This is a genomic window from Mesorhizobium sp. CA12 (assembly GCF_020165255.1).
Taxonomy (GTDB): domain Bacteria; phylum Pseudomonadota; class Alphaproteobacteria; order Rhizobiales; family Rhizobiaceae; genus Mesorhizobium.
This window is the reverse complement of sequence record NZ_JAIUHT010000010.1, coordinates 52883-75517: the sequence shown is the minus strand read 5'-3', so window position 1 is coordinate 75517 and position 22635 is coordinate 52883. Positions and strand designations below refer to the sequence as shown.

Here is a 22635-nt window from a genome sequence, read left to right as displayed (position 1 = left end):
TAGCCGGCTACCGCGATCGCACCATGACGCGAAGCGGAGACTCAGCTATCTTGTGTTGTGCGGCGGGCCTGATTTTCCCGCTTGGCCGGCGCTACCGAGCTTCCTCCCAAGCGGCGCCGGCCTTCTTCGTTTCGGCCCAACGATAATCCGACCTGCCCTGCCCTATTGCTTCGGCGGCGTGCCCGGCTGGTCTCCGCCGGTGGTCGATTTCGGCACAGGGTTCTTGTCGACCTGCGGGTTCTGGTTGACTTCATCGCCCGGCGCCTTGGTGGGCGGCACGCTGTTGTCGCAGGCGGCGAGCACGAGCCCTGCCGCAAGAGCCAGCAGCACAGGAAGCTTCTTCATGACGACCTCCTCTCGTTCGCTCCTTGAGGGGCAAACGGGGCGGTGGCGGTTTGGTTGCGTTGACCGGCGGGAACCAACCGATCCGAGTCCGGTTGGAATCCCGAGCCAATCGAACGCAACGAGGAAACTGATTATGGTCCGCCTTCTGCTTGCCGGGCTTTTTGCCTACACCGCCTATCGCGTTGCCGTGAGGATCATCGACGAGGTGCCTGAAGACGTCGCGCCACTGGATATGCCGGGCGACGAGAGGCGCAATTTGCGGCGCCAGTCGGCGGCGATGGGGGTCGAGCCGAAGCGGTAGCGGCTCTTTCGATTGGGAATAGCCCCTTCCGGTGAAGCGTGGATGCCGGCGCAGCCCCTCTCCGGCCGCTTCGCGGCCACCTCTCCCCCCTCGCGCGGGCCGAGGAAATTATTGCGAACAAAGCGGAAACGATGCTTGATGGGCGATGAACATCGCCGCCCGTGATTCGTCCTTCGAGACGCCCGCCTATCTTGCCCGGCTGAACGACGAGCAGCGGCTGGCGGTGGTGCATGGCGACGGCAAGATGGCGGCACCGCTGCTGGTGATCGCCGGCGCAGGCTCCGGCAAGACCAACACGCTGGCGCATCGCGTCGCCCATCTCATCGTCAAGGGCGCCGATCCGCGCCGCATCCTGTTGATGACCTTCTCCCGCCGCGCGGCGGCCGAGATGGCCAAGCGCGTCGAGCGCATTGCCGGCGAGGTGCTGGGGCGCGACGCGGCAATCATCGCCGACGCGCTGGCCTGGGCCGGCACTTTCCACGGCATCGGCGCGCGACTGCTGCGCGACTATGCCGAGCAGATCGGCCTCGACCCGGCCTTCACCATCCATGACCGCGAGGATTCGGCCGACCTGATGAACCTTGCGCGGCACGAGCTGGGATTCTCGAAGACCGAAAGCCGCTTTCCTACCAAAGGCACCTGCCTGCAGATCTATTCACGGGCGGTGAATGCGCAGGCGCCGCTGGGAGAAGTGCTTGGTTCGGCCTTCCCCTGGTGCTCAGGATGGGCCGAACAGCTGAAGGAGTTGTTCGCGGCTTACGTCGAGGCAAAGCAGGCGCAGAACGTTCTCGATTACGACGACCTGCTGCTCTACTGGGCGCAGATGGCGGCCGAGCCGGAGATCGCGGCGCATCTCGGCGGTCGCTTCGATCATGTGCTGGTCGACGAATACCAGGACACCAACCGGCTGCAGGCCTCGATCCTTCTGGCGCTGAAACCGGACGGCGCCGGGCTGACCGTGGTGGGCGACGATGCGCAGTCGATCTATTCCTTCCGCGCTGCCGAAGTGCGCAACATCCTCGATTTCCCAAAGCAGTTCGTGCAAGCAGCCGCGGTGATCATGCTGGAGCGTAACTACCGCTCGACCGAGACGATCCTGGCCGCCGCCAACAAGGTCATCGGCGAGGCCAGCGAGCGCTTCACCAAGAATCTATGGACCGAGCGCCGGTCCTCGCACAAGCCGCAACTGGTCAGCGTGCGCGACGAGGCCGAGCAGGCCAATTATGTGTGCCAAGCGATCCTGGCCGAGCGCGAGGCCGGCACGGCGCTGAAGGCGCAGGCGGTGCTGTTCCGCACCTCGAGCCATAGCGGGCCGCTGGAGGTGGAGCTGACGCGCCGCAACATTCCATTCGTCAAGTTCGGCGGGCTGAAATTCCTCGATGCCGCGCATGTCAAGGACATGCTGGCGATGCTGCGCTTTGCCGAGAACCCGCGCGACCGCGTCGCCGGTTTTCGCGTGCTGCAGCTTATGCCGGGCATCGGCCCGTCCGCCGCCTCGCAGATCGTCGACGCCATGGCGACATCGCTGGACGAGACGCTGGGCCTTGCCCGCTTCCGGGCGCCGCAGCGCGCGGCGCAGGACTGGCCGGTCTTCCTCGACATCTATGGCGGCTTACGCGCCGGCGCCAAATGGCCGGCCGACCTCGAGCGGATCAGGTTGTGGTACGAGCCGCATCTGGAGCGCATCCATGAGGATGCGATCACGCGCCGGGCCGATCTCCTCCAGCTTGAGCAGATCGCATCGACCTATCCGTCGCGCGAGCGCTTCCTGACCGAGCTCACCCTCGACCCGCCCGACGCAACAAGCGACCAGGCCGGGCCGCCGCATCGCGATGAGGATTATCTCATCCTATCGACCATCCATTCGGCCAAGGGCCAGGAATGGAAGAACGTCTTCGTGCTCAACACCGTTGACGGCTGCATCCCGGCCGATCTCGGCGTCGGTACCAAGGAGGACATCGAGGAGGAGCGGCGCCTGCTCTATGTGGCGATGACCCGGGCCAAGGACAGCCTGCATCTCGTCGTGCCGCAGCGCTTTTATCCGCACAACCAGGCGGCGCGCGGCGACCGCCACGTCTATGCCTCGCGCACGCGCTTCATCCCGGCCTCGATGCTTTCGGCCTTCGAGCAGTCGTCCTGGGCGAGCGGCGCGCTCAAGGACGACCCGCGCCAGCGGCCGGGCGTCAAGGTCGATCTCGGCGCCCGCATGCGCGGCATGTGGAAATAGGCTGCCTGGCCGTTCCAGCCACTGCAAGGCAAAGAGCCCGATTTGTCTCCGCGTCAGCGGGGCATGCCATCCTTGAGAAAACAGCGGCATGCGTGGAACCTCCCGCCGCAAGCCGCGTTGTGTGGCGTCCTTCCCCAGCCAGGGAGGCTCGCCGCCTCCGCAGCCAACTGACGAGGTCCGAATGCACGACAGGACGTTCTTCACACCGGTCGCCCTCAGCGTCGGCGCCGGCCACAAGCGCATGATCGCCTCGCTGTTCGAGATGCATGATTTCCTGACCGAGTTCCCGCCGTCGCGCCGCCGCCTCAGCTATGGCGCCGCGGTGAAGGCCTGCGAGGCCGCGCGGAATGGAGAAATCCCGGTCGAGGCCGCGCGCGATGCGCTGATCACCTTCGCGGTGACGGCAGGCGTCTTGTGGCCTTCGGAGCAGCCGGTCGTCTCGGTCAAGCCGGTGGCGCGCGGCTATGGCGGCTTCGCCGCCTGAATTTTACAACAGAAGACCGCCCTCCCGGAAAGCCCGCCCTCAGTGGCGGGTTTTTCCGTGACGTCATTCCGGCTTGGCGGCCGCCGGTAACGTTTCTGCGATCGGCGCGACCGGCTCGGCCGCGGTCACGAAGGGATAGACGAGCTGCTGGTGATAGAGCTGCGGCACCGGCTCGTCGATGCCGTATTTTTCCGGCATATGTTGCGGCATGAACAAGGTGCCGCCGATCAGATCGAGGACGGGCAACTGTCCGGCGAAGTTCTTGTCATAGGCCTGGCGTTCGTTGGCATGGTGCCAGTGATGAAACTGCGGCGAGGCAATCAGCCATCTCAGCGGCCCGAACTTGATGCGGGTGTTGGAGTGGATGAACACCGACTGCCAGTGATAGATCAGCACATAGATGAGAACCGCTTCGCTGGAAAAACCCAGGGCGAAGAGCGGCAGGAACGAAGCCGACTTGGTCAGGATCTGATCCACCGGATGCACGCGGTGGCCGGCCAGCCAGTCCATCTCCTCGATCGAGTGATGGATGGCGTGAAAACGCCACAGGAACGGCACCGCGTGAAAGGCGCGATGGGCAAAGTAGAAGCCTATATCGGCGATGAGCAGAGCCTCGATCGTCTGCAGCCATAAAGGCTGCGACCGGACGGCGGCCGAAAGCGCCTCGGGAACGACGCGCGGGACCACCAGCATCGCAGCGCCGATCACCAGCAACAGGCCGAACTTGATGACGATGCCGTTGAAGAGCAGATAGAAGACGTCGTTCAGCCAATGCCGGCGCGTGGCCGATTGCTCGGCATGCAGCGGCAGGAGCTGCTCGAGCGGAATGAAGATGAGGGCGATGACCAGCACCGCCTTGTAGTCGATGAGATCGAACACGGTCGCTCGCGGATCGGCTGAGGCCAGTCTCCGACACTAGCCGCCAAAGAATGAACGGACCGTTGCTGGCATACGCGGCGCTGCGAAATCGCATGAAAACTTTTCGACGGCTGCGTGAAACACCACACGGAACGGTTGCCGTTCACCATGCCAGTTGCGGACGCGCTTTAAGTCTTTGTTTTGATGCATGTCGTCGTCCCGGAACCGTTGCACACTTCCGGGCGACATGCATCGGGAGGGCGGATGTTTCTCGATCGCGAGCGTTTCAAGCCGGCGGCCGAAATGCGGCTTGGCCGGGACAAGTCGTCGATCCGGGTGACGATAACCGATCCGAAGGCCTGCGAACTCGGCGAAGCCGTCTATGCCTGGGTCACCGCCGACGGCAAGGCGGTCAGGATCGGCACCTGCGGCGCCTCGGCGGGCAAGCGCCTGCTTTCCTATCCCGGCTACATCAATCGCAGCCTCACGGGCCGCGGCGGCGCGACGCCTAAATGGGAAGCGCTGAAGTGGCTGAACCTGCTCGCCGAACACGGCATGCTGATGGCGGTGGTGCATCAGCCGGGCCCGACCCCGACCGCGGCGGGCCTGATCAGGCCCTAGCTCGATGTCGAGCGCCAGTTGATCCGCCAGCACAGGCCGCTGCTCAACCGCAGGCACCGTTGACCTCGGATTCAGTGGACCGTGCCGGCGGCATCGCCCGCCGGCCCGCCGCGCGGAATCTCGAAGCTCACCTGGTCGCGGCCATTGGACTTGGCCTTGTAGAGATGGCGGTCGGCGACCTGGAACATGTCATGGTAGGTGGTCGGGCCGCTGAAGGCGGTGCCGCCGATGCTCACGGAAAGCGGCCAAGGCCGGCCGCCCGGCGCAAAATCGGCCTCGCGGATGCGGCGCCTGATGGATTCGGCGACCAGAAACGAGCGTGCGGCGTCGGCGCCGGGCAGGAAGACCGCGAATTCCTCGCCGCCGATGCGTCCGACAATGTCGGCGCCGTGCAGTTGCCCCTTGATCGTCGCGGCGATCAACCTCAGCGCCTGGTCGCCGCAATCGTGACCGAGGCGGTCGTTGATCGATTTGAAGTGATCGGCATCGACGATCAGCAGCGCGCCGGTGTCGGCGACCGTTTGGTCGCGCGCCCGCTCGAGATAGGCTTCGACCAGCATCGAGAAGGCACCGCGATTGAAGACCGCCGTCAGGCTGTCGGTCGCAGCAATGATGCCGAGTTCCTTCTGCGTGATGGCCAGCTGGCGCATCTTCCACATCAGGAAGAACAGGAAGGAGCCGCCAAGGATGAGCGGCAGGAAAAGGTCCGTGAGTTGCGCCCAAAGCAGCGCCTGCGGGGACAGCGAGGGGAAATTGAAGGAATCGACGAAGAAAGCGGCGGCAATGAAAAAGGCGGTACCGGCGGCGGTGACCACCACGACCCTGCCCCAACTTGTCGGGGACAAATCGATGCGCATGCCCTTTGCTCCCACTGCAACACGCTTATTGTGGAGCGCGAGCGCAAAAGAAGTCCTAACATATTAGCTTCAATGCAAGTGTGGTTAATACGCCGTCGGCACCGCCTGCCGTGGTAGGCAATCAGAAAGCCCACCACGGATGCGGCAGGCTCTCCGACTGGCCGGAGGCCTCGTCAGGCACCGCCGGCCGCAGCCGGCAACGCGGCAGGAGTGCCGCAGAGCCTCACGGCCGGTCCGATGCTCCCGGTTGGCCGTTGGCTGCATGGTATTGCCCCGCTGCAACCGGTCGATTGTCCAGCGGGAGAACAATATCGGCTTCAATGCAAGCTCGGTGCGCGCAGCAATAACGCGAACGGCAGGCCCGCCTCCACGGCGGCGGGCTCTGCTTTTCCTTTTAGTGGGCTGTCGAGCTGCCCGAACCACCCACGGTGCCACCGATTCCACCGGTCGAGGTATTGCCGGAACCTATGGGGGAGCCGGCGGCCGAGCCGCCGATGCCGGCGTTGAAGCCGCCGGAGCCGCCCACCGTGCCGGTGCCGCCGACGCCGCCCGTCGCACCAAACGAGGTACCAGTGTTGGGGATGATTGTGCCTGTGGCACCACCAATCGAGCCGCTGGTGCCGGCGTTCAAGCCGCCGGCGCCGCCACCCACGGAGCCGGTACCGACGACGCCACCGGTCGCACCGAACGAGGTGCCGGTAGTTGTACCCGCGGCACCACCAGTCGAGCCGCTGGTGCCGGCGTTCAAGCCCCCGCCGCCACCTACTGTGCCGACGCCGCCGATGCCGCCCGTCGCTCCGAAGGGGATGCCGGTGGTCGTGCCCATGGCATCGCCAATCGAGCCGCTGGTGCCGGCGTTCAAACCACCGCCGCCTACTGTGCCGACGGCGCCGATGCTGCCCGTCGCACCGAATGGGGTGCCGGTGGTCGTGCCCATGGCACCGCCAATCGAGCCGCTGGTGCCTGCGTTTAAGCCGCCGCCCGCCGTGCCGGTGCCGATGCCGCCGGTCGCACCGAACGAGATGCCTGTCCCGGTAGTCGTGCCCGCGACGCCGCCGATCGAGCCAGTAGTGCCGGCGTTGAAGCCGCCGGTGCCGCCCACGCCGACGCCGCCGATGCTGCTGCCAAAGCCAGTGCCGAGACCGGTTGAGCCACCCATCGAGGAGCCCGTGCCGGTGCCCGCGCCGCCCGGGTTACCCGCCGCGACGCCAGTGTTGCCAATACCAAAGCCGATGTCGAGACCAGCGGCATTCGCCGGCACGGCGAGAATGGCGATGCCGCCGATCAATGTGCCGGCGATTTTTTCTACGATAGCATTCATGGCATTCTCCTTCGTTGCCACTTTTTTCGCACTGCATCGCCGGACTGCCGGGTCCGTGCGCATGCCTGTGCGAGAGGGAATGAAGGGAATACGAACGGGCTCGGTCAGGGTTCCATTTTTTCAAGGAAAAATTCGTTGATTCCGCGTCTTCCTTGATGGTCGAGTTTGATCAACAATCGGCTCGCGGAAAAGCCTGGACCATGCAGCGCTCAGGCGTAGGCGCGACCTTCCTCGGAGCGCTGGAACAGTGCCAGGTCGAGCGACACCGAGGGCCGGCCGAGCACCGTGAGCACCATATGCGCCTGGCCGCGATGGTGGGTCTGGTGGTTGAAGAAATGGCCGAGCGCCGGCGAAAGGCGCTGCGAGACGGTGCGCATGTCGACGGTCATGTAGGAGAAACGGCCGGCGAGCGTCTTGTCACCAATCCCGCCCACCCAGTCGACGATCCTCCTGTCCTCGGCCTCGCGCGCCAGCCTCAGGGCCGGCAAGGCGTGGTAGAGCACGGCGGCGGTGTTCGAAGGCGCGTCGCCCTCGCCAGTGAAGCGCTTCATCCAGACGCGGTCGACGGCGAGCAGATGGTTGAGCGTGCCGAGCATCGAGCCGAAGACGGCGCCGACGTCGCGACCGAGCTCGTCTTCGGCAAGATCGGCGGCGGCATCATAGAGACGGCCATTGGCCCATTGATTGTACGCCGCAAACATCATGAAATGCTGCTTCATTCTTCCCACCCGGCTTGACCCGAATCCGGGCCCTTCGTAACCCGCAGCAACGGACCCGCCAATGACCATTCTGCTCTATGACCTCGTCGGCCATGACGTCGCCCGCCCGTTCAGCCCGCATTGCTGGAAGACCAAGATGGCACTGGCGCATAAGGGACTTGCCGCCACCGACGTGCCGACGCGCTTCCTGGAGGTGCCGAAAGTCGAAGGCGGCGTGTCGAAGACGGTGCCGGTGATCCGCGACGGCGAGCGGGTTGTCGCCGATTCCTTCGCCATCGCGCTCTATCTCGACGAAGCCTATCCGGAACGGCCGACGCTGTTTTCCGGCGAAGGCGGCAAGGCGATGGCACGCTTCATCGAGCGCTGGTCGCAGCTCACCATACACCCCTACATCGCGACGGTGGCGCTGACCGATCTGCATGCGATGCAGGACGAACCGAACGCTGCCTATTTCCGCGAGAATCGCGAGCAGCGCTATGGCAAGCGCCTGGAAGACGTCGTGGCCAACCGCGAAGCCGGGCTCCCGGCCTTCCGCGCCGCGCTGGAGCCGCTGCGCTCGACACTCGCCTACCAGCCTTTCATCGGCGGCGAGGCGCCGCTGTTTGCCGATTACATCGTGTTCGGGGCGCTGCAATGGGGCCGCATCGCCTCGCCTTTCCGGTTGCTCGACGACGGCGACAGCATCGCCCGCTGGTTCGAGCGCTGTCTCGACCTGCATGGCGGGATCGGCCGGCAGGTCGCGGCGGCGGCGTGAAGACCGCGAGTGTTGGGGGCTGGCATGTTGCGCTATGAGATGCGGGCCGAGATTTGGGTCTACCCCGGCAAGGGCGGCTGGCATTTCGTGACACTACCGTTGGAGTTCGCGGCACGGATCAAGGCGGCGATGACGGGGCTGGCGCGCCCTTGGGGCTCGCTCGGCATCACGGCGGCGATCGGCAAGACCAGGTGGCAAACATCACTCTTTCCCGACAAGGCGTCCGGCAGCCTTCTGTTGCCGGTCAAGGCCTCGGTGCGCCAGCGCGAAGGTCTCAAGGCAGGGGATTCGCCGAAGCTGACCATTGAGGTCGAGCTTTAGATCAGAGCCGACTGAAGCCGACCGGTCAAAATCCCTGTGCAGTGCCATTCGCGTCTATTTTGACGCGTCCTTGTCGCGCGCGTCCCCGTTCGGCGCATTGCCGTCGGCCAGCCTCACGCAGATCGGATCGCCCTGTTCCATGCGCACGCACTGCCATCCCGGGCCGAAGCCGAAATTCTGCTCTGCGCGCTGCGGGAAGAACAGCAGGGCGAAGACAGCCAAGGCAAGAACCACGGCCACTAAGACAATGCCCGCCATGTCGCCGCGACTGAGATAGGGCCAGTTCATCGCCTCGGCTCCAAGCTGCGTCCAGCGCGTTCGCAGCCGTCCAATTGTCCCGCAAAGCGCTCGCCTTGACCAGAAGCCGCCTCCCCTTGGCAAGCCGCCGGGCGGCTTGTATAGAGCCCGCCACTCCAATTTCCATTCCCACAACAAGGACGACCCTATGGCGATCGAACGCACCTTCTCCATGATCAAGCCGGACGCGACCAGGCGCAACCTGACGGGCGCCATCACCAAAATGCTGGAAGACGCCGGCCTGCGCGTCATCGCATCGCGCCGCGTGTGGATGAGCCGCCGCGAGGCGGAAGGGTTCTACGCCGTCCACAAGGATCGCCCGTTCTTCGGCGAGCTGGTGGAATTCATGTCGTCGGCGCCGACCATCGTGCAGGTGCTGGAGGGCGAGAACGCCATCGCCAAGAACCGCGAAGTGATGGGCGCCACCAATCCGGCGAACGCCGCCGAGGGCACCATCCGCAAGGTCCATGCACTGTCGATCGGCGAGAATTCGGTGCATGGCTCGGACGCGCCCGAAACCGCCGCGCAGGAGATCAAGTACTGGTTCTCGGACACTGAGATCGTCGGCTGAGGCGCAAGCTCGAGTTTCACGGAACGGCCCGCTCCAGCGGGCCGTTTTTGTTGAAACGGGTGGTCACATCCGCCGCCTGCCCTAGGTTCAGCGAAATTGGCAAAAGTAGCGCTGAGCGTCGGCGGCTGTGAGCCGCGCTTCCGCCGAACCGAGGAGGGAGGCATGATCAAGCCTCATGTTTCTGAAAGTGGCCTTGCCTATCCGGACGATCTTGTCCTGTTGAAGCGTATCTATGACGAGGTTTGCGAGGAGCGCGGCATCGTCTTAGGCAGTCCCGAGGCGTCGGACCTGGCGATAGAGGCGATGAGACTGTTTTCCGCCGGTGTCTTCGATGAAGTGGCCATCGGCCGCCATCTCCGAGGCGGTGACGGGAGAGCCGGGGAGTTCAGCCCCCGTCGCCGTAGCGGATGACTTCCACCTTCTCCCGGGTGATCAGGCAGCTCTTCGTCCTGGTCAGCGCCTTGATCTCGGGGATCAGCGCATCGATCTTCTCCGGCGCGTCGACGATCTCGACGACGATGGGCAGATCCTGCGACAGGCGCAGGATCTTGGCGGTGTGCAGCACGCTGGAGCGGCCGAAGCCGAGTGGGCCCCTCAGCACCGTGGCGCCGGCCATGCCGGTCTCGCGCGCCTTGATGACGATTGCTTCATGCAGCGGCTTGCCGTCGGCCGCCCTGTCATCCTCGCCGAAGAATATCCTGAGCAGCGCGCATTGCGCGGGAAGTTCCATGTTCTCTTCTCCCTGGTCACCTGTGTTGGCCCATCACCTATTGGCCGACTGCCTGTCGACCGGCAGGCGGTTGAGCCTGGACGCCATGAGATAGCCCAGCCACGCGGCGGCGAGCGACAGGCCGACCACACTGATGAGATAGGTCGCGGCCAGCGGCAAGTCGCCCTCGAACAGCATAGTGAAGGTGTCGAGGCTCATCGCTGAAAAGGTGGTGAGGCCACCGCAGAAGCCCGCCATGACGAAATTGCGACTGGCGGGACCGACCATCATGCGGCCGTCCGGCCCGGTGAGCGTGGCGAAAACCACGATGATCCACGAGCCGACGACATTGACGAAAGCGGTCGACCACAGCGCGTTCAGACCGAGCAGCGAGACGATGACATAGCCCGACAGGAAGCGGGCCAGCGAGCCGATCGCCGCGCCGCAGCCGACCGCCAGATAAAGTCGCATTGCCATCTGTCTGTCCACCATCGCTCAGCCCATAGCCCCGGTGGTTGAGCCAACCACCCAGGTGGTTGACCCAACCACCCAGGTGGCTGACTCAGCCACCCAGACCACCGCCCAAAAGCCGAGCGCGACGAACAGCACGCACAGCACCGACGAAGCGACGACGTTGAAGGCGGCGAGCCGCCCCTCACCGTCGACCGCAAGGTTGACCGTCTGTAGGCAGAAGGACGACACCGTGGTGTAGCCGCCGAACAGGCCGACGACGATCAGGTCGCGCACGAGATCGCTGGCGAAGACGCCGCCGACCGAGCGTGCCGCGCCGGCGAAGGCGCCGATGGCCAGGGCGCCGGAAACATTGACCAACAATGTACCCCAGGGAAAGGTCTCGCCGATGGAACGGCCGACCACGCCGGAGAGGAAAAAGCGGGAAATGCCGCCGAAGAAACCGCCGATCAGGACCAGGGCGCAAGCCGCAAGGGTCATCGCTTCAAAGCCTTTCCAAACGCGATCCCAAGCCGGAATCACTTCATAAGAACAGGCACGAAGCGAAGCGGAAAAACAAATCCTGCCGCGCGAGAGCACGCCTGGCAGGAGTCATCAGCCCATAAGGGCGGTTTCGGGGGAACCCCATCCCCATTTTCGAGGGAACCTAGGCGGTCGCAACAGCGCGGTCAATTGCGACGTGCTTGAATGACGGGCAGAACCGTCGAGACGGTCAGGCCAGCCAGAGCATGATGCCGAAAAGCGTGAAGCGGCTTTCGGACGACATCATGCTCTGTTGTTTTCGACGCAATTCGGGACGGAAAACCGCGCCCCGTTTTTCCCGGAATTGCTCATAAACCCGCCGCCCCCCGGCGGGCAGACGTCATTTGGCTTGACGGTCTTTCACATTCGCATGGGCGTTCGCTGCCTCGGTATCGGTAGACGGCGTCTTCGTCTCCTCACCGGTGAACGGACTGCCCTGTCCAGGCGCAAGGTCGCCGCTGTGGCCGGCCTTGTTGGTCTGGAACGGCTGGCTGTCTGGGCTGAGGCCATGCTGCTCGGCATTGAACAGATGATCGTCCGCCCGGGCAACGCCGGCAAAGGCAATCAGCGATACACCCGCGGCTGCGAGGATAAGCGTGCGCTTTTTCATGTCTGGTCTCCTTTGAGTGGCCAGATCGAGCCCGCGCATTCGGTCTGGCGGCTTAAGTGAAGGGACATTGTCCCTTTGCCTGCCCGCCATCTGCATAGGTGAACGCCCGGCGTTGCCGGTTTATTCCGGAGAAAACGGTGTCTAGGCACAAAAGTTGCGCGGTCGGGCTCGGCGCGCGACGTCAGCGCGCCATTTTCAGCAGAACCGTCTGAGGCTTGCCCGCCAGCGGATCGACCTGATGACTTGCACCGGTAACGAACATCAGCCGTTCGCCAACGGTGATGCGGGCCTGCAGCGTATAGGTCCGGCCGTTCTGGATCGCCTTGGGATCGAAACCGATGTCGAACCTGATCGGCACTTGGCCGGTGGGCGCTACCCTGCGCCTAGCGACCACGGTTGCCGGTGCATCGGCCAGCGAGACATCGGCAAGCTCGACCACGAGCACGGCGTCGGGCGGCAGCGCGATGCGCTCGCGGTAGGTCACCTCGCCCGCGATCGTCCTTTCGCCGGCCTTGGTCGCTTCCGGCACGGCAAGCACGCCGACCACCAGCGGCACCAGCCCGAAGATGAAGAATTCCGCGATGCGGTCCAGCATGAGATTGCTCCCGCCAAGCAAATCAAACCACCCGGCAGGCTTGGGAAGGATTGCGGTCGTTCGATGGCCGAACGGGAGTTTTTTCTGATGCATGTCGTTGCCCAGAACCGCTGCACAGTTCTGGGCGACATGCATTATTCGCCCTGTTTCTTCCAACGGTCCGCAGCTTGATCGTCAGCCTCCTTGGCCTCGACCCAGCCGCCCTCGGAGCCGTCGGCGCGGTGTTCCTTCTTCCAGAAGGGCGCACGCGATTTCAGGTAGTCCATCAGGAAATTCGCCGCCTCGAAGGCGGCCTGGCGGTGCGACGAGGCCGCGACCACCAGCACGATATTCTCGCCCGGCGCTATCTTGCCGTGGCGGTGGATGACGGTGAGCCCCTGCAGGGGCCAGCGCCCGGCGGCCTCGGCGGCGATGCGGCCGATCTCGGCCTCCGCCATGCCGGGATAGTGCTCGAGCTCGAGCGCCGAGAGCGCGCCCTGCTCGTCACGGCAAAGGCCGGAAAAAGTGACCACGGCGCCGATATCGGTCCGGCCTTTGGCCAGGCCGGCGATCTCGGCGGCGACGTCGAAGTCCTCGCGCTGGATGCGGATGGCAGGCACGACCGCGCCGGCCATATCAGCCCCCGGTCATCGGCGGGAACAGGGCGATCTCGCGCGCGCCTTCGATCTTCTCGCGATGGCCGACATGCTCCTGGTTGATGGCGACGCGGATGACGTCAGGGTATTGCAGCGCGTTCTCATACTCCTCGCCGCGCGACTTCAGCCAGCGCAGCAGATCGGCGACCGTCTCGATGCCGGCAGGCAAGTCGACGTCCTCTTCCGGCTTGCCGATCCGCTCGCGCACCCAGGCGAAATAGATGAGTTTCGTCGACATCCGCGCTTCCTACTCGTCCATGATGTGCTTGAGGCCGGCGCGGAAATAGTCGTAGCCGGTGTAGAGCGTGACAAGTGCCGCGACCCACAGCAGCACGAGGCCGATCTGCGTGGTCAGCGGAAAGATCTTGTCGCCGGCCGGGCCGACCAGCAGGAAGGCGATGGCGACCATCTGTATGGTGGTCTTCCATTTGGCGAGCTGGGTCACCGGCACCGACACCTTCAAGGCGGCCAGATATTCGCGCAGGCCCGAAACCAGGATCTCGCGGCACAGGATGATGATTGCCGCCCATAGCGACCAGCCGGCGATGCCGCCATGGCGGTCGGTGTCGGCGGCAAGCAGGAGCATGCAGGTGGCGACCAGCAATTTGTCGGCTATCGGGTCAAGCATCTTGCCGATGTTGGAAGTCTGCTGCCAGGCGCGCGCGAAATAGCCGTCAAAGTAATCGGTGATCGAGGCAAGCAGGAAAATGACCAGCGCCGACCAGCGGGCGAAGTCGGACGACTTCAGGTGGCCTTCAAGAAAAAAGCACAGCACGACCAGCGGCACCGCGATGATGCGGGCATAGGTTAGGATGTTCGGCAGGTTGAACGCGCGCTGTGCCATGTCGTCTCGGGAAATCTCCACCGCCAGACGTACTCAAATCAGAAGCCAATGTAGGGGGTCAACAGCCGAGATTCGATTGACCAGGGAAAAATGGCGTGAAGGTCGGCGTGAAGCACCCGCTCTGGTCTGGGCATTCCACGTCAGAGGCAGAGATTGGCAACTTCGATGTATACTCTTCTTGCAACGTTGGGATTGGCGAAGCCTAAGCAACTTCGTCATCCACGGGCGGAGCGGGAGCGAAGCGGACGCGCAGACCCGAGGATCCATTCCGTGACCTCGCGCGGACTGCAACGGAGCAGAACGGAGGTTTTCTGAACCGCTGCAAGGCGTAGAGGTAACGGAATGGATTCCAGGGTCTGCGCCGCGTCGCTGCGCTCCTTGCTCCGCCCTGGAATGACGACGTGGTGGGCGTTTGAGCTAATCGCCAAGGTGCAATATCCCTCACCACACCGACGCCTTGGTCAACCTTCCATGCTCGCGACCAGCCCTCAGCTCTCGTGGAAGTGATTGTAGACCAGCTTCGCCACGTGCTCGGAAATGCCGTCGACCTTGACAAGGTCCTCGACCGCGGCGCGGCTGACTGCCTTGGCGGTGCCGAAGGCGTGGAGCAGCGCGCGCTTGCGGCCGGGACCGATGCCGGCGATCTCGTCGAGCGGGCTTTTGACCATCTCCTTCTTGCGGCGGGCGCGGTGGGAGCCGATGGCGAAACGGTGCACCTCATCGCGCAGGCGTTGGACGAAATAGAGCACCGGATCGCGCACCGGCAGCATGAAAGAGTCCCTGCCCTTGACGAAGAAGCGCTCGCGGCCGGCGTCGCGGTCCGGGCCCTTGGCGATACCGATGGCCACCACCCTGTCCTCGACGCCGAGATCGGCAAGAATCTGGCGCACGGCCGTCATCTGGCCCTGGCCGCCGTCGATCAGGATAACATCCGGCCAGGCCGGGAAGCCGCCATTGCCGGCGACCAGATCCTCCTCGCCAGCTTCGCCCTCGACGGCCGAGCCGGGCTGGGCGTCGCCATGCTCCTTGAGCAGCCGCGAAAAGCGCCGCTGCATCACTTCGCGCATCATGCCGAAATCGTCGCCCGGCGTGATCTCGGTGGAGCGGATGTTGAATTTCCGGTACTGGTTCTTCACGAAACCTTCCGGTCCCGCGACGACCATGGCGCCGACCGCGTTGGTGCCCATGATGTGCGAGTTGTCGTAGACCTCGATGCGCACCGGCGGCTTTGCCAGGCCGAAGGTCTCGGCGAAGCCGGCGAGCAGCCGCGCCTGCGTCGAGGTCTCGGCCAACCTGCGGCCAAGCGCCTCGCGCGCGTTCTGCAGCGCGTGGTCTGTCAGTTCCTTCTTCTCGCCGCGCTGCGGCACCGAAATCGTAATCTTGCGGCCGGCATGCGTGGAGAGCGCCTCAGCGAGCAGTTCCTGTTCCTGCGCGGCCTGGGAAAGCAGCAGCGTGCGCGCCGGCAGTTTGTCGTCATAGAATTGCGCCAGGAACGAGCCCAGCACCTCCGCCGGCTCCAGCGCCGGATCGGCCTTGGGGAAATAGGCGCGGTTGCCCCAGTTCTGACCGGTGCGGAAGAAGAATACCTGGATACAGGTCTGGCCGCCCTCCTGGTGGATGGCGAAGACGTCGGCCTCCTCGACCGTCTGCGGGTTGATGCCCTGATGTGCCTGCACATGCGAGAGCGCCGCAAGCCGGTCGCGGTAGATGGCGGCGCGCTCGAAATCGAGCTCTTCGGAGGCCTGCTGCATGGCGGCCGAGATTTCGGTCTTCACCTTCTGGCTGCGGCCGGAGAGAAAGTCCTTGGCCTCGGCGACCAGCTCGGCATAGCCCTGATGCGATATCTCGCCGGTGCAAGGCCCGGCGCAGCGCTTGATCTGATAGAGCAGGCACGGCCTTGTGCGGTTCTCGTAGAAAGAGTTGGTGCAGCTTCGAAGCAGGAAGGCGCGCTGCAGCGAATTGATGGTGCGCCCGACGGCGCCGGCGGAAGCGAAGGGGCCGAAATAGTCGCCTTTTCGCGAGCGCGCGCCGCGATGCTTGTAGATGCCGGGCGAGACATGGTCGCCGGTGAGCAGGATGTAGGGGAAGGACTTGTCGTCCCGCATCAGCACGTTGAAACGGGGCCGCAGCCGCTTGATGAGGTTGGCCTCGAGCAGCAGCGCCTCGATCTCGGTGCGGGTCACGACGAATTCCATCGTCGCCGTCTCGCGCACCATGCGGCCGATGCGGGCGGTGTGGAAGCGCCCCTGCGCGTAATTGGTGACGCGCTTCTTCAGGCTGCGCGCCTTGCCGACATAGAGAACGTCGCCGGCGGCGTTCATCATGCGATAGACGCCGGGCTGGTTGGGCAGCCGCTTGACCAGGGTCTGGATCACCTCGGCGCCGACCATCCCGTCGGCGTCGCCGGCATGCGGCGTCCAGTCGATGGCCGTGAAAGCGACCTCGGGACCGGACGGCAAAGGCTCAGCCTCGACGATCTCCTCCGCCGCCTCGTCCTCAACGTCCATATCGGGGTCGATATCGGGCGGCAGATCGTCGGCGGCGCCGTTTCGTTTGTCTCTTTGGGCTACGGGACTCATTCCACCATGCCTGTCACATCGGGCGTCTGCCACGCAAGATGCTGGCCGCCATCGAGCGCGATCATCTGGCCGGTCACCGAGCGCGCTTGCCACAGATAGCGGATCGTGGCGCCGAATTCGGGCAATTGCGGGCCGCGCTTCAGGATCAGGCCCTCGATCTGGCTCTCGAAATCATCGTCATCCTGGCGCTTGTTCTTCAGTGTCGGGCCGGGGCCTATGGCGTTGACGCGGATGCGCGGTCCGAGCGCCTGTGCAAGCATTTGCGTTTGCGTCCACAGAGCCGATTTCGACAGCGCATAGGAGAAATAACGCGGCGTCGGCCGCCAGACGCGCTGGTCGATGATGTTGACGATCAGCCCCTCCCCGTCTTGCGGCAGCGCGCGAGCAAGGTTCTGCGCCAAAAGCGCCGGCGCCTTCACATGGATGGCGAAGTGGCGGTCCCAGGCTTGCCAGTCGAAATCCTCGACGCGATCGTCGACGAACAAGGAAGCGTTGTTGACCAGCAGCGTGACGGGTCCGAGCGCCGCCTGCGCGCGACCGACAAGATCACCCACGGCATCCATGTCGGTGAGATCGGCGGCGACAACGGCGGCGCGGCCGCCACCGGCCACGATCTTCTTCGCCAGCGCCTCGGCCTCGTCGCCGGAGCGATTGGCGTGGATGGCGACCGCAAAGCCATTGGCGGCCAGATCCTCGACGATCGCCTTGCCGATCCGCCTTGCTCCACCCGTCACCAGCGCGACGGTCGTGGCTTGTCTCATGGTGTCAATCCTCAATCGACTTCACGATTCCGGGAAGCCGGCACAATGTGACGGGCCAAGCGTTAAATGCCATTTCCACCTGAGGCAGGAATGTGGCGAAGCGGCCCGGACGCGCCTCCGCCCCATCGGATTCGGGGCGCCGTTCACGGCAATATATGTCGCCGGACCCCTTGAACCAAGCGGTGTGCAGCGCAACATGATTAGACTGCTGACATTCGCTGTTGCGAAGATGCAACGTCAACTTTCCGCCTTATTCGCGCCGGGGAATGACCCAAGTTCAGGTTCGCTTCAGCCGCATTTCAGCACGACATTCGGAACCGTTGAGCGCCAAGCCCGTTTATCCCCCCGGACGGGCCGGGGCGTTTCATGAACAAAAAAGCCTAAGTGTCTTGTGGCTTAAGGAGAGTATAACAATGAAGACCAATCTCAAATTCGCGCCGCTTGCCGCTGCGCTCGGGCTGTTCGCCTTTGCTGGCACCGCCTTTGCGGCCGACGTCGTTTCCGAAGAGCCGCCGGCTCCCGCCCCGGTTGCCGAGCTTCCGGTCGCTTCCTGGGCTGGCCCCTATGCCGGTATCAGCCTCGGCTACGGCTTCAGCGGCCATGCCGATGCTCGTGACGCCGGCGTCAATGTGAAGACCAAGGGCTTCATCGGCGGCGTGTTCGGCGGCTACAACTGGCAGCAGGATAACTTCGTCTACGGCGCTGAAGCCGATCTCGGCTACAACGGCGTCAAGGGCGACAGCGCTGGCATCAACGCCAAGGGCGGCCTCGAAGGCTCGCTGCGCGCTCGCCTCGGCTATGCCGTGACCCCGGAAATCCTGCTTTATGGCACCGGCGGTCTCGCCGCCAAGAACCAGAAGATCACGGATAGCGTCACCGCCACTGACGAGAGCAAGGCAATGCTCGGCTGGACGGCCGGTGTCGGCACCGACATCAAGATCACGGACAACGTGTTCGGCCGCGTCGAGTACCGCTACACCGACTACGGCGACAAGGACTTCGGCGCCCTCGGCAACGTCAAGTCGAAGGACAACCGCGTCACCTTCGGCGTCGGTATGAAGTTCTAAGTCGTAGAAGCCACGACACGAAAAAGCCGGGCCTTGAGCCCGGCTTTTTTTGTGTTTGTAATCCTGTCCTTCTGCCCTTGCCGGTTTCGAGAACCTTGTACGAGCAGGCAACAAACTGCACGCGAGCCGTATATCGCCCTGACTTCAGGGAGTCGGCGTCGACGGCGCCTGCTGGAAATCCTCATGGACTGGAATCGACTGCAGCCCGTCGAGCCATTTTGCTCTTGAGCGCATCATGACTTGCGCATCCGCACGGTACTCGCCCGGGTCGTCCAGCGTGGCGGCGTGGACATGGATCTCGGCAGGCCATCGGTCGGAGCGGAAGTAGAGCCTCGCGCCGCAGGACGGGCAGAAACCGCGAAAAGTATTCGGGCTGCTTTCATAGTGCCTGATGTCGCCACTCCAGCTCAGCTTGTCCGGCCTCATTCCCAGAAAGGCCGTGAAGGGGGCGGATGTCGCCCGCTGACAATCGGTACAGTGACAGACCAGGTTGCGCGTGATCTCGCCTGAATAAGTCCAGGCCACAGCACCGCACATGCAATGCCCATTGAGTGCCATTGCTTCCTCCCCTGGCCGTTCGTTCCTCGAGGCCAGCTTAACAACACTGACCCATCGCGGTCCGCAAGGCCGATGCGACGAGCGGCTTACGCGCGTTTCTTTGCGACCTTGGCGGGTTTCGGCGGCAAAGTTTCGACGAATGCCAGCGCAAGGCCGAGCCAGCCACGGAGATCCGCCTCCGTGGCTGTGCCTTCCGGCGCGACATGGACATACCCTTCCATCGAGCGCCCGCCCATTTCCATCGGGCTTGCATGGGGCCGCGCGACTGCGGCCGCATGCGCGGCCTTGCCGACACGCACTAGCAAGCCGCGCTTCGACGTGCCAATCAGCATGTTGCCGTCGATCATGAAGCAGGTGCCGCCGAACATTTTCTGCTCGGTGAAGGCGCGCCGGTCGAGCGCCGCACGCAGACGCTCGACCATAGGGTCGGGCGCGAGGCTGGTTGAGGGCTTTGCCATGTCACCACTCCGACTTGGGCGGTGTCAGGCAAGCATGGAAACGGACGGGGTTCAAGGCGGGCGTGAGGCCGAGCTGCCAATCTCCCCCCTCGTGGGGGAGATGGCCGGCAGGCCAGAGGGGGGCGCGAAGGAACGCCAACTTTCGAGGCAGCCCCGTTATCTTTGTTGGCGGCACATGCTCAGCAATACTGAGATGCCGGCGGGACAGCGCCCCCCTCTGCCCTGCCGGGCATCTCCCCCACAAGGGGGGAGATCAGCTGTATCTACCCCGGCACGCTGCCCTTCAGCTCCGGAAACTTCTCATCAAACCTCGCGGCCCAGCGCACGAGCCGGCTGCGGCCCTTCTCCCATTGGCCGGGAAAGCGCAGCGCCAGATAGCCGAGGCAGGCGCGCAGCGCCATATGGCCGGCGGTGATCTTCTTCGGCAGCTTCGGCGGGTTGGCGTTGATGAGGTCGAGCGCGGCGGTGATCTTCGCCCACTGGCGATCGAGCCAGGGCTGGTGGACCATCGCTTCCGGACGCGTGCGTCGTTCATAGACCATCGACAGCGCGCAGTCGCAGATGCCGTCGGCCAGTGCCTCGAGAACTTCCGCTTCGAGCCGCTTGTCGGGATTGCGAGGGAACAGCGCATTCTTCGACAGCCGGTTGAGATGTTGCGTGATGGCGCGGCTGTCATGGACCGACCGGCCGTCCTCCAGCACCAGCACCGGGATCTTGCCGAGCGGATTGGCCGAGATCAGCTCGGCCGGCCTGTCCTCCGTCTTGACCGGCACGAGATCGATGGCGATCCCGGCATGGAGGGCCGCCATGCGGACCTTCGAACTATAAGGAGACGTGGGCGCGTAAAGCAGCTTCGGCATGATCGGCTTTCCAGTTTATCTGCGGCACTGTTGACCGAATGGGTCTCCAGGGCAACGGCCCAGCAAGGCCGATCCAGCTTGGCCAATACATTTTTGACGCCCGGGCGCGGCAACAAAAAAAGCTCCCGGAAGTTTTGCCTGGCAGCAAAATTACCGAGAGCTTTAGGAGGAGCGTGCGCTCCGACTCCGCTCGCCGTGACACCGAATTGGCGAGAGGGGTGCCTGAGTGGCACCCGCCCTCACCTGTTGCGGTTCGCGAGCGAAGCTACGCGATTACTTCTTGGCGGCCGGCTTCTTGGCCGGAGCTGCCTTCTTCACGGCTGCCGGTGCCTTGGCGGCGGCGGCCTTCATCGGAGCCTTGGCGGCGGGCTTGGCCGCGGCCTTCGCTGCCGGCTTCTTGGCGGCGGGCTTGGCCGCCGGCTTTGCCGCTGCCTTGACGGCGGGCTTGGCCGCAGCCTTCGCTGCCGGCTTCTTGGCGGCGGGCTTAGCCGCAGCCTTCGCTGCCGGCTTCGCTGCTGCCTTGGCCGGGGCCTTGGCGGCTGCCTTCGGTGCGGCTGCCTTCTTCACTGCTGCAGGTTTCGCGGCAGCCTTAGCTGCCGGCTTCTTTGCCGGCGCTTTCGCCGCCGGCGCCTTGGTTGTCGTCTTTGCCATACGATGCCCCTTGCGTTTTGCCAATGGTCGTGAGTGACCCGGCGTGTCTATGCATATCTGACTCGCGACTGTCTAGCCAGCGAAGCAACACAATGATTTTCAGTTATTGAATTTTGGTTACACGAAACGCTTTAAGATGCATCTCATGGAAAAATTGTGAGCGAATCTATCACTTTCGAAGTGACGGCCTGGCGCACAGATTTTCGCGCGGCTTCTATCGCCCGATCCTCCATCGACCAGCGGCATAACCTTGCATCACAATGTGAGCAGAGTGCTCATAATAGACAAGAGGCCGTCGAGCGTCGACTTCATCTTGTCCAGCAGAAACATCTACAGACGAACCGGCCAGATGCGACGACCAAAGCTTGAGCGCTTTAAAGTGAGCTTAAAGCTCATATTCACGCGCCGCATTCAAACGCCCGCCGGGTGGCGTCCGCGCCGCAGGCGGCGCGCCGGCTCGGCCTGGTGCAGATGGACGGCGTAGGTGTCCCAGGGCGGCGAGAGCGCGATGGCGGCCAGCATGCGGCCGATTTCGCCGCGATGGTAGCTGCCGTGCAATACGATATGGATCAGCATCTCCTGCCTCGTCATGCAGCCCCTGTCGCCGTCAGTGAAGGTGAAAGCGACAGGATCGGCAAGCCTTTGCTCCGAAACGGCTTCGAGATAGTCGAGATACCAGCCGTCGATCTCGGCCAAGGCGGCGCGCAATGCGCGCGGCTCGGGCGTGTCCGGCGTATTGTCGCTCGCATAGCCATGGGCGACGCCCTTCAGATGCGCGGCAAAAATCCGCGCCACGACATGGATATGGTTCATCAGGCGGATCGCGGCGTGGCGTTCCCCGGCGTCGCGAGACGGATCCATCCCGGCAAGCTTCTCCACCAGCTCGTCGTTCGCCCGAGCCTGGTAGGCGAGCATGCCCTTCAGCAAGGTCTTGGTACTCATCTTTGCCGCCCATTTGCGTTGGTGAATTGAATGTGAGTATCCTGTCTATATTCTCGGGAGACGGGCCAGCATGTCTACTCGCGTTGCAAAGCCGGCCGCACGCATGCGCAAGCAGCCACGCCAGGCGCGTTCGATCGCCACCGTCGAGGCGATCATCGAAGCCGGTGCTCACGTTTTGAGCGAGCTCGGCTGGGCAGGCTTTTCCACCAACAAGGTGGCAGAGGCCGCGGGCGTCAGCATCGGCTCGCTCTATCAATATTTCCCCGACAAGCTCGCCCTGGTCGAAGCGATCCGGCGCCGCCACTTCGATCATGTGCTCTCGGTGATTCGCGAAGCGGCGGCCGACGAGAAACCGCTCAGGCAATTCGCGCGCGAGCTGGTGCGCGGCATGATCGGCGCGCACTCGGTCCATCCGACGCTGCACCAGGTGCTGCTGGACGAGGCGCCCGGCGACCGCGGCTCACGCGCCGCCCATGCCTCGTTCCAGGCGCGCTATCTCGAACATTATGCGGCTGCCGTCGCGCAGTATCGCAAGCGCCGCAAGGATACCGAGACGATGGCGCGCGTGCTCTCATCGGCTGTCGAAGGCGTGATCCACAACGCGGCACGGCGCAACATGCTCGACGCGCCGGAGCTGCAGAAGCAGCTCGTCGAGCTGATCCAGGTTTACATATCGGGCGGCAGGGCCGCGTGAGAT

The 22635-nt window shown here is 64.1% G+C and carries 31 protein-coding genes and 1 riboswitch; of the genes, 10 read left to right on the top strand and 21 right to left on the bottom strand.

All coding sequences use genetic code 11. The features are described 5' to 3' along the window. Window positions 1–162: 162 nt before the first annotated feature. Window positions 163–345, bottom strand: coding sequence for a hypothetical protein (locus LB520_RS17730; RefSeq protein ID WP_140846066.1), 183 nt, complete (start codon window positions 343–345; stop codon window positions 163–165). Between the two features lie 133 nt (window positions 346–478). Here LB520_RS17730 and LB520_RS17725 point away from each other — a divergent pair, with 133 nt between their 5' ends. The 3 genes from LB520_RS17725 (at window position 479) to LB520_RS17715 (ending at window position 3357) form a co-directional block, all read left to right on the top strand. Then, a complete protein-coding gene (locus tag LB520_RS17725; protein ID WP_224638335.1) occupies window positions 479–646 on the top strand; it encodes a hypothetical protein in 168 nt (55 codons plus the stop codon). A gap of 145 nt (window positions 647–791) precedes the next feature. Then, window positions 792–2873 carry an ATP-dependent helicase gene (locus tag LB520_RS17720; protein ID WP_224638334.1) on the top strand — a complete coding sequence of 694 codons (2082 nt, stop codon included), beginning with the start codon at window positions 792–794 and terminating at the stop codon, window positions 2871–2873. 181 nt (window positions 2874–3054) lie between these two features. Next, the gene (locus tag LB520_RS17715; RefSeq protein ID WP_095767062.1) at window positions 3055–3357 is read left to right on the top strand and encodes a DUF982 domain-containing protein; all 303 of its coding nucleotides are present in this window, start codon (window positions 3055–3057) and stop codon (window positions 3355–3357) included. Window positions 3358–3420: 63 nt separating this feature from the next. Here the strand turns inward: LB520_RS17715 and LB520_RS17710 are convergent, their stop codons facing one another. Then, window positions 3421–4236 carry a sterol desaturase family protein gene (locus LB520_RS17710; protein WP_224638333.1) on the bottom strand — a complete coding sequence of 272 codons (816 nt, stop codon included), beginning with the start codon at window positions 4234–4236 and terminating at the stop codon, window positions 3421–3423. A gap of 243 nt (window positions 4237–4479) precedes the next feature. On the opposite strand from LB520_RS17710, the gene LB520_RS17705 reads away from it, so the two are divergent. After that, window positions 4480–4836: a hypothetical protein gene (locus LB520_RS17705; RefSeq protein ID WP_224638332.1), complete on the top strand. Its 357-nt coding sequence runs from the start codon at window positions 4480–4482 to the stop codon at window positions 4834–4836. 71 nt (window positions 4837–4907) lie between these two features. On the opposite strand, the gene LB520_RS17700 is transcribed toward LB520_RS17705, so the two are convergent. The 3 genes from LB520_RS17700 to LB520_RS17690 form a co-directional block, all read right to left on the bottom strand. Beyond that, complete coding sequence (locus tag LB520_RS17700) at window positions 4908–5693, bottom strand: GGDEF domain-containing protein (RefSeq protein ID WP_224638331.1); 786 nt, start codon at window positions 5691–5693, stop codon at window positions 4908–4910. Between the two features lie 394 nt (window positions 5694–6087). Beyond that, complete coding sequence (locus LB520_RS17695; RefSeq protein WP_224638330.1) at window positions 6088–7014, bottom strand: hypothetical protein; 927 nt, start codon at window positions 7012–7014, stop codon at window positions 6088–6090. A 209-nt stretch (window positions 7015–7223) separates the two neighbouring features. Next, complete coding sequence (locus tag LB520_RS17690) at window positions 7224–7733, bottom strand: DinB family protein (RefSeq protein WP_224638329.1); 510 nt, start codon at window positions 7731–7733, stop codon at window positions 7224–7226. Between the two features lie 61 nt (window positions 7734–7794). Between LB520_RS17690 and LB520_RS17685 the strand changes: the two genes are divergently transcribed. Together LB520_RS17685 and LB520_RS17680 are read left to right on the top strand one after the other, a co-directional pair. Further along, window positions 7795–8487, top strand: a complete 693-nt coding sequence (locus LB520_RS17685) for a glutathione S-transferase family protein (protein WP_224638328.1) — start codon at window positions 7795–7797, stop codon at window positions 8485–8487. A gap of 24 nt (window positions 8488–8511) precedes the next feature. Continuing rightward, window positions 8512–8808 carry a DUF1905 domain-containing protein gene (locus LB520_RS17680; RefSeq protein ID WP_224544036.1) on the top strand — a complete coding sequence of 99 codons (297 nt, stop codon included), beginning with the start codon at window positions 8512–8514 and terminating at the stop codon, window positions 8806–8808. A 54-nt stretch (window positions 8809–8862) separates the two neighbouring features. On the opposite strand, the gene LB520_RS17675 is transcribed toward LB520_RS17680, so the two are convergent. Continuing rightward, window positions 8863–9096, bottom strand: a complete 234-nt coding sequence (locus LB520_RS17675; protein ID WP_224638327.1) for a hypothetical protein — start codon at window positions 9094–9096, stop codon at window positions 8863–8865. Window positions 9097–9253: 157 nt separating this feature from the next. Here LB520_RS17675 and ndk point away from each other — a divergent pair, with 157 nt between their 5' ends. Both ndk and LB520_RS17665 read left to right on the top strand, forming a co-directional pair. After that, on the top strand, window positions 9254–9676 hold the full coding sequence (gene ndk / locus LB520_RS17670) for a nucleoside-diphosphate kinase (RefSeq protein ID WP_027165590.1): 423 nt from the start codon (window positions 9254–9256) through the stop codon (window positions 9674–9676). Window positions 9677–9838: 162 nt separating this feature from the next. Beyond that, window positions 9839–10087: a hypothetical protein gene (locus LB520_RS17665; RefSeq protein WP_224638326.1), complete on the top strand. Its 249-nt coding sequence runs from the start codon at window positions 9839–9841 to the stop codon at window positions 10085–10087. Here the strand turns inward: LB520_RS17665 and LB520_RS17660 are convergent. From LB520_RS17660 to LB520_RS17615, 10 genes are all read right to left on the bottom strand, one after another. Beyond that, entirely contained in the window at window positions 10062–10406 is a 345-nt protein-coding gene (locus LB520_RS17660) for a DUF190 domain-containing protein (protein WP_224638325.1), read from the bottom strand. The genes LB520_RS17665 and LB520_RS17660 overlap by 26 nt on opposite strands. A 33-nt stretch (window positions 10407–10439) precedes the next feature. After that, the gene (gene crcB, locus LB520_RS17655; RefSeq protein WP_224638324.1) at window positions 10440–10862 is read right to left on the bottom strand and encodes a fluoride efflux transporter CrcB; all 423 of its coding nucleotides are present in this window, start codon (window positions 10860–10862) and stop codon (window positions 10440–10442) included. Window positions 10863–10880: 18 nt separating this feature from the next. Then, on the bottom strand, window positions 10881–11336 hold the full coding sequence (gene crcB, locus LB520_RS17650; RefSeq protein ID WP_224638323.1) for a fluoride efflux transporter CrcB: 456 nt from the start codon (window positions 11334–11336) through the stop codon (window positions 10881–10883). Between the two features lie 98 nt (window positions 11337–11434). Beyond that, window positions 11435–11497, bottom strand: a riboswitch (Fluoride riboswitch). A 221-nt stretch (window positions 11498–11718) separates the two neighbouring features. Then, complete coding sequence (locus LB520_RS17645) at window positions 11719–11988, bottom strand: hypothetical protein (RefSeq protein WP_095767050.1); 270 nt, start codon at window positions 11986–11988, stop codon at window positions 11719–11721. Between the two features lie 181 nt (window positions 11989–12169). Continuing rightward, window positions 12170–12583, bottom strand: a complete 414-nt coding sequence (locus LB520_RS17640) for a YbaY family lipoprotein (RefSeq protein ID WP_224638322.1) — start codon at window positions 12581–12583, stop codon at window positions 12170–12172. Window positions 12584–12717: 134 nt separating this feature from the next. Continuing rightward, window positions 12718–13197 carry a molybdenum cofactor biosynthesis protein MoaE gene (locus tag LB520_RS17635; RefSeq protein WP_224627626.1) on the bottom strand — a complete coding sequence of 160 codons (480 nt, stop codon included), beginning with the start codon at window positions 13195–13197 and terminating at the stop codon, window positions 12718–12720. Window position 13198: 1 nt separating this feature from the next. Next, complete coding sequence (gene moaD / locus LB520_RS17630) at window positions 13199–13456, bottom strand: molybdopterin converting factor subunit 1 (RefSeq protein WP_095767047.1); 258 nt, start codon at window positions 13454–13456, stop codon at window positions 13199–13201. A 9-nt stretch (window positions 13457–13465) separates the two neighbouring features. Beyond that, a complete protein-coding gene (gene pgsA / locus LB520_RS17625) occupies window positions 13466–14062 on the bottom strand; it encodes a CDP-diacylglycerol--glycerol-3-phosphate 3-phosphatidyltransferase (protein WP_224638321.1) in 597 nt (198 codons plus the stop codon). Window positions 14063–14550: 488 nt separating this feature from the next. Continuing rightward, window positions 14551–16641 (bottom strand): excinuclease ABC subunit UvrC, encoded by a 2091-nt coding sequence (gene uvrC / locus LB520_RS17620; RefSeq protein WP_224638320.1) that lies wholly within the window; start codon window positions 16639–16641, stop codon window positions 14551–14553. Further along, window positions 16638–17402 carry an SDR family oxidoreductase gene (locus tag LB520_RS17615; protein ID WP_224638319.1) on the bottom strand — a complete coding sequence of 255 codons (765 nt, stop codon included), beginning with the start codon at window positions 17400–17402 and terminating at the stop codon, window positions 16638–16640. Before LB520_RS17615 ends, uvrC begins: the two co-directional genes overlap by 4 nt. A 413-nt stretch (window positions 17403–17815) precedes the next feature. Between LB520_RS17615 and LB520_RS17610 the strand changes: the two genes are divergently transcribed. Then, on the top strand, window positions 17816–18469 hold the full coding sequence (locus tag LB520_RS17610) for an outer membrane protein (protein WP_095767043.1): 654 nt from the start codon (window positions 17816–17818) through the stop codon (window positions 18467–18469). 144 nt (window positions 18470–18613) lie between these two features. On the opposite strand, the gene LB520_RS17605 is transcribed toward LB520_RS17610, so the two are convergent. From LB520_RS17605 to LB520_RS17585, 5 genes are all read right to left on the bottom strand, one after another. Next, entirely contained in the window at window positions 18614–19027 is a 414-nt protein-coding gene (locus LB520_RS17605) for a GFA family protein (RefSeq protein ID WP_224638318.1), read from the bottom strand. Window positions 19028–19113: 86 nt separating this feature from the next. Next, on the bottom strand, window positions 19114–19485 hold the full coding sequence (locus tag LB520_RS17600; protein WP_224524943.1) for a TfoX/Sxy family protein: 372 nt from the start codon (window positions 19483–19485) through the stop codon (window positions 19114–19116). 263 nt (window positions 19486–19748) lie between these two features. Then, entirely contained in the window at window positions 19749–20345 is a 597-nt protein-coding gene (locus tag LB520_RS17595; protein WP_224627621.1) for a glutathione S-transferase, read from the bottom strand. 273 nt (window positions 20346–20618) lie between these two features. Further along, window positions 20619–20996 (bottom strand): hypothetical protein, encoded by a 378-nt coding sequence (locus LB520_RS17590; RefSeq protein ID WP_181174787.1) that lies wholly within the window; start codon window positions 20994–20996, stop codon window positions 20619–20621. A 411-nt stretch (window positions 20997–21407) separates the two neighbouring features. Further along, the gene (locus LB520_RS17585; protein ID WP_224638317.1) at window positions 21408–21938 is read right to left on the bottom strand and encodes a DinB family protein; all 531 of its coding nucleotides are present in this window, start codon (window positions 21936–21938) and stop codon (window positions 21408–21410) included. Between the two features lie 70 nt (window positions 21939–22008). On the opposite strand from LB520_RS17585, the gene LB520_RS17580 reads away from it, so the two are divergent. Then, window positions 22009–22632 carry a TetR/AcrR family transcriptional regulator gene (locus LB520_RS17580; protein ID WP_318012104.1) on the top strand — a complete coding sequence of 208 codons (624 nt, stop codon included), beginning with the start codon at window positions 22009–22011 and terminating at the stop codon, window positions 22630–22632. Window positions 22633–22635: the final 3 nt, after the last annotated feature.

What these genes read in the sequence shown, in the direction of transcription:
- LB520_RS17730 (WP_140846066.1), bottom strand. Translation starts at nt 345, where the DNA reads ATGAAGAAGCTTCCTGTGCTGCTGGCTCTTGCGGCAGGGCTCGTGCTC.
- LB520_RS17725 (WP_224638335.1), top strand. Translation starts at nt 479, where the DNA reads ATGGTCCGCCTTCTGCTTGCCGGGCTTTTTGCCTACACCGCCTATCGC.
- LB520_RS17720 (WP_224638334.1), top strand. Translation starts at nt 792, where the DNA reads ATGAACATCGCCGCCCGTGATTCGTCCTTCGAGACGCCCGCCTATCTT.
- LB520_RS17715 (WP_095767062.1), top strand. Translation starts at nt 3,055, where the DNA reads ATGCACGACAGGACGTTCTTCACACCGGTCGCCCTCAGCGTCGGCGCC.
- LB520_RS17705 (WP_224638332.1), top strand. Translation starts at nt 4,480, where the DNA reads ATGTTTCTCGATCGCGAGCGTTTCAAGCCGGCGGCCGAAATGCGGCTT.
- LB520_RS17700 (WP_224638331.1), bottom strand. Translation starts at nt 5,693, where the DNA reads ATGCGCATCGATTTGTCCCCGACAAGTTGGGGCAGGGTCGTGGTGGTC.
- LB520_RS17695 (WP_224638330.1), bottom strand. Translation starts at nt 7,014, where the DNA reads ATGAATGCTATCGTAGAAAAAATCGCCGGCACATTGATCGGCGGCATC.
- LB520_RS17690 (WP_224638329.1), bottom strand. Translation starts at nt 7,733, where the DNA reads ATGAAGCAGCATTTCATGATGTTTGCGGCGTACAATCAATGGGCCAAT.
- LB520_RS17685 (WP_224638328.1), top strand. Translation starts at nt 7,795, where the DNA reads ATGACCATTCTGCTCTATGACCTCGTCGGCCATGACGTCGCCCGCCCG.
- LB520_RS17680 (WP_224544036.1), top strand. Translation starts at nt 8,512, where the DNA reads ATGTTGCGCTATGAGATGCGGGCCGAGATTTGGGTCTACCCCGGCAAG.
- LB520_RS17675 (WP_224638327.1), bottom strand. Translation starts at nt 9,096, where the DNA reads ATGAACTGGCCCTATCTCAGTCGCGGCGACATGGCGGGCATTGTCTTA.
- ndk (WP_027165590.1), top strand. Translation starts at nt 9,254, where the DNA reads ATGGCGATCGAACGCACCTTCTCCATGATCAAGCCGGACGCGACCAGG.
- LB520_RS17665 (WP_224638326.1), top strand. Translation starts at nt 9,839, where the DNA reads ATGATCAAGCCTCATGTTTCTGAAAGTGGCCTTGCCTATCCGGACGAT.
- LB520_RS17660 (WP_224638325.1), bottom strand. Translation starts at nt 10,406, where the DNA reads ATGGAACTTCCCGCGCAATGCGCGCTGCTCAGGATATTCTTCGGCGAG.
- crcB (WP_224638324.1), bottom strand. Translation starts at nt 10,862, where the DNA reads ATGGCAATGCGACTTTATCTGGCGGTCGGCTGCGGCGCGGCGATCGGC.
- crcB (WP_224638323.1), bottom strand. Translation starts at nt 11,336, where the DNA reads ATGACCCTTGCGGCTTGCGCCCTGGTCCTGATCGGCGGTTTCTTCGGC.
- LB520_RS17645 (WP_095767050.1), bottom strand. Translation starts at nt 11,988, where the DNA reads ATGAAAAAGCGCACGCTTATCCTCGCAGCCGCGGGTGTATCGCTGATT.
- LB520_RS17640 (WP_224638322.1), bottom strand. Translation starts at nt 12,583, where the DNA reads ATGCTGGACCGCATCGCGGAATTCTTCATCTTCGGGCTGGTGCCGCTG.
- LB520_RS17635 (WP_224627626.1), bottom strand. Translation starts at nt 13,197, where the DNA reads ATGGCCGGCGCGGTCGTGCCTGCCATCCGCATCCAGCGCGAGGACTTC.
- moaD (WP_095767047.1), bottom strand. Translation starts at nt 13,456, where the DNA reads ATGTCGACGAAACTCATCTATTTCGCCTGGGTGCGCGAGCGGATCGGC.
- pgsA (WP_224638321.1), bottom strand. Translation starts at nt 14,062, where the DNA reads ATGGCACAGCGCGCGTTCAACCTGCCGAACATCCTAACCTATGCCCGC.
- uvrC (WP_224638320.1), bottom strand. Translation starts at nt 16,641, where the DNA reads ATGAGTCCCGTAGCCCAAAGAGACAAACGAAACGGCGCCGCCGACGAT.
- LB520_RS17615 (WP_224638319.1), bottom strand. Translation starts at nt 17,402, where the DNA reads ATGAGACAAGCCACGACCGTCGCGCTGGTGACGGGTGGAGCAAGGCGG.
- LB520_RS17610 (WP_095767043.1), top strand. Translation starts at nt 17,816, where the DNA reads ATGAAGACCAATCTCAAATTCGCGCCGCTTGCCGCTGCGCTCGGGCTG.
- LB520_RS17605 (WP_224638318.1), bottom strand. Translation starts at nt 19,027, where the DNA reads ATGGCACTCAATGGGCATTGCATGTGCGGTGCTGTGGCCTGGACTTAT.
- LB520_RS17600 (WP_224524943.1), bottom strand. Translation starts at nt 19,485, where the DNA reads ATGGCAAAGCCCTCAACCAGCCTCGCGCCCGACCCTATGGTCGAGCGT.
- LB520_RS17595 (WP_224627621.1), bottom strand. Translation starts at nt 20,345, where the DNA reads ATGCCGAAGCTGCTTTACGCGCCCACGTCTCCTTATAGTTCGAAGGTC.
- LB520_RS17590 (WP_181174787.1), bottom strand. Translation starts at nt 20,996, where the DNA reads ATGGCAAAGACGACAACCAAGGCGCCGGCGGCGAAAGCGCCGGCAAAG.
- LB520_RS17585 (WP_224638317.1), bottom strand. Translation starts at nt 21,938, where the DNA reads ATGAGTACCAAGACCTTGCTGAAGGGCATGCTCGCCTACCAGGCTCGG.
- LB520_RS17580 (WP_318012104.1), top strand. Translation starts at nt 22,009, where the DNA reads ATGTCTACTCGCGTTGCAAAGCCGGCCGCACGCATGCGCAAGCAGCCA.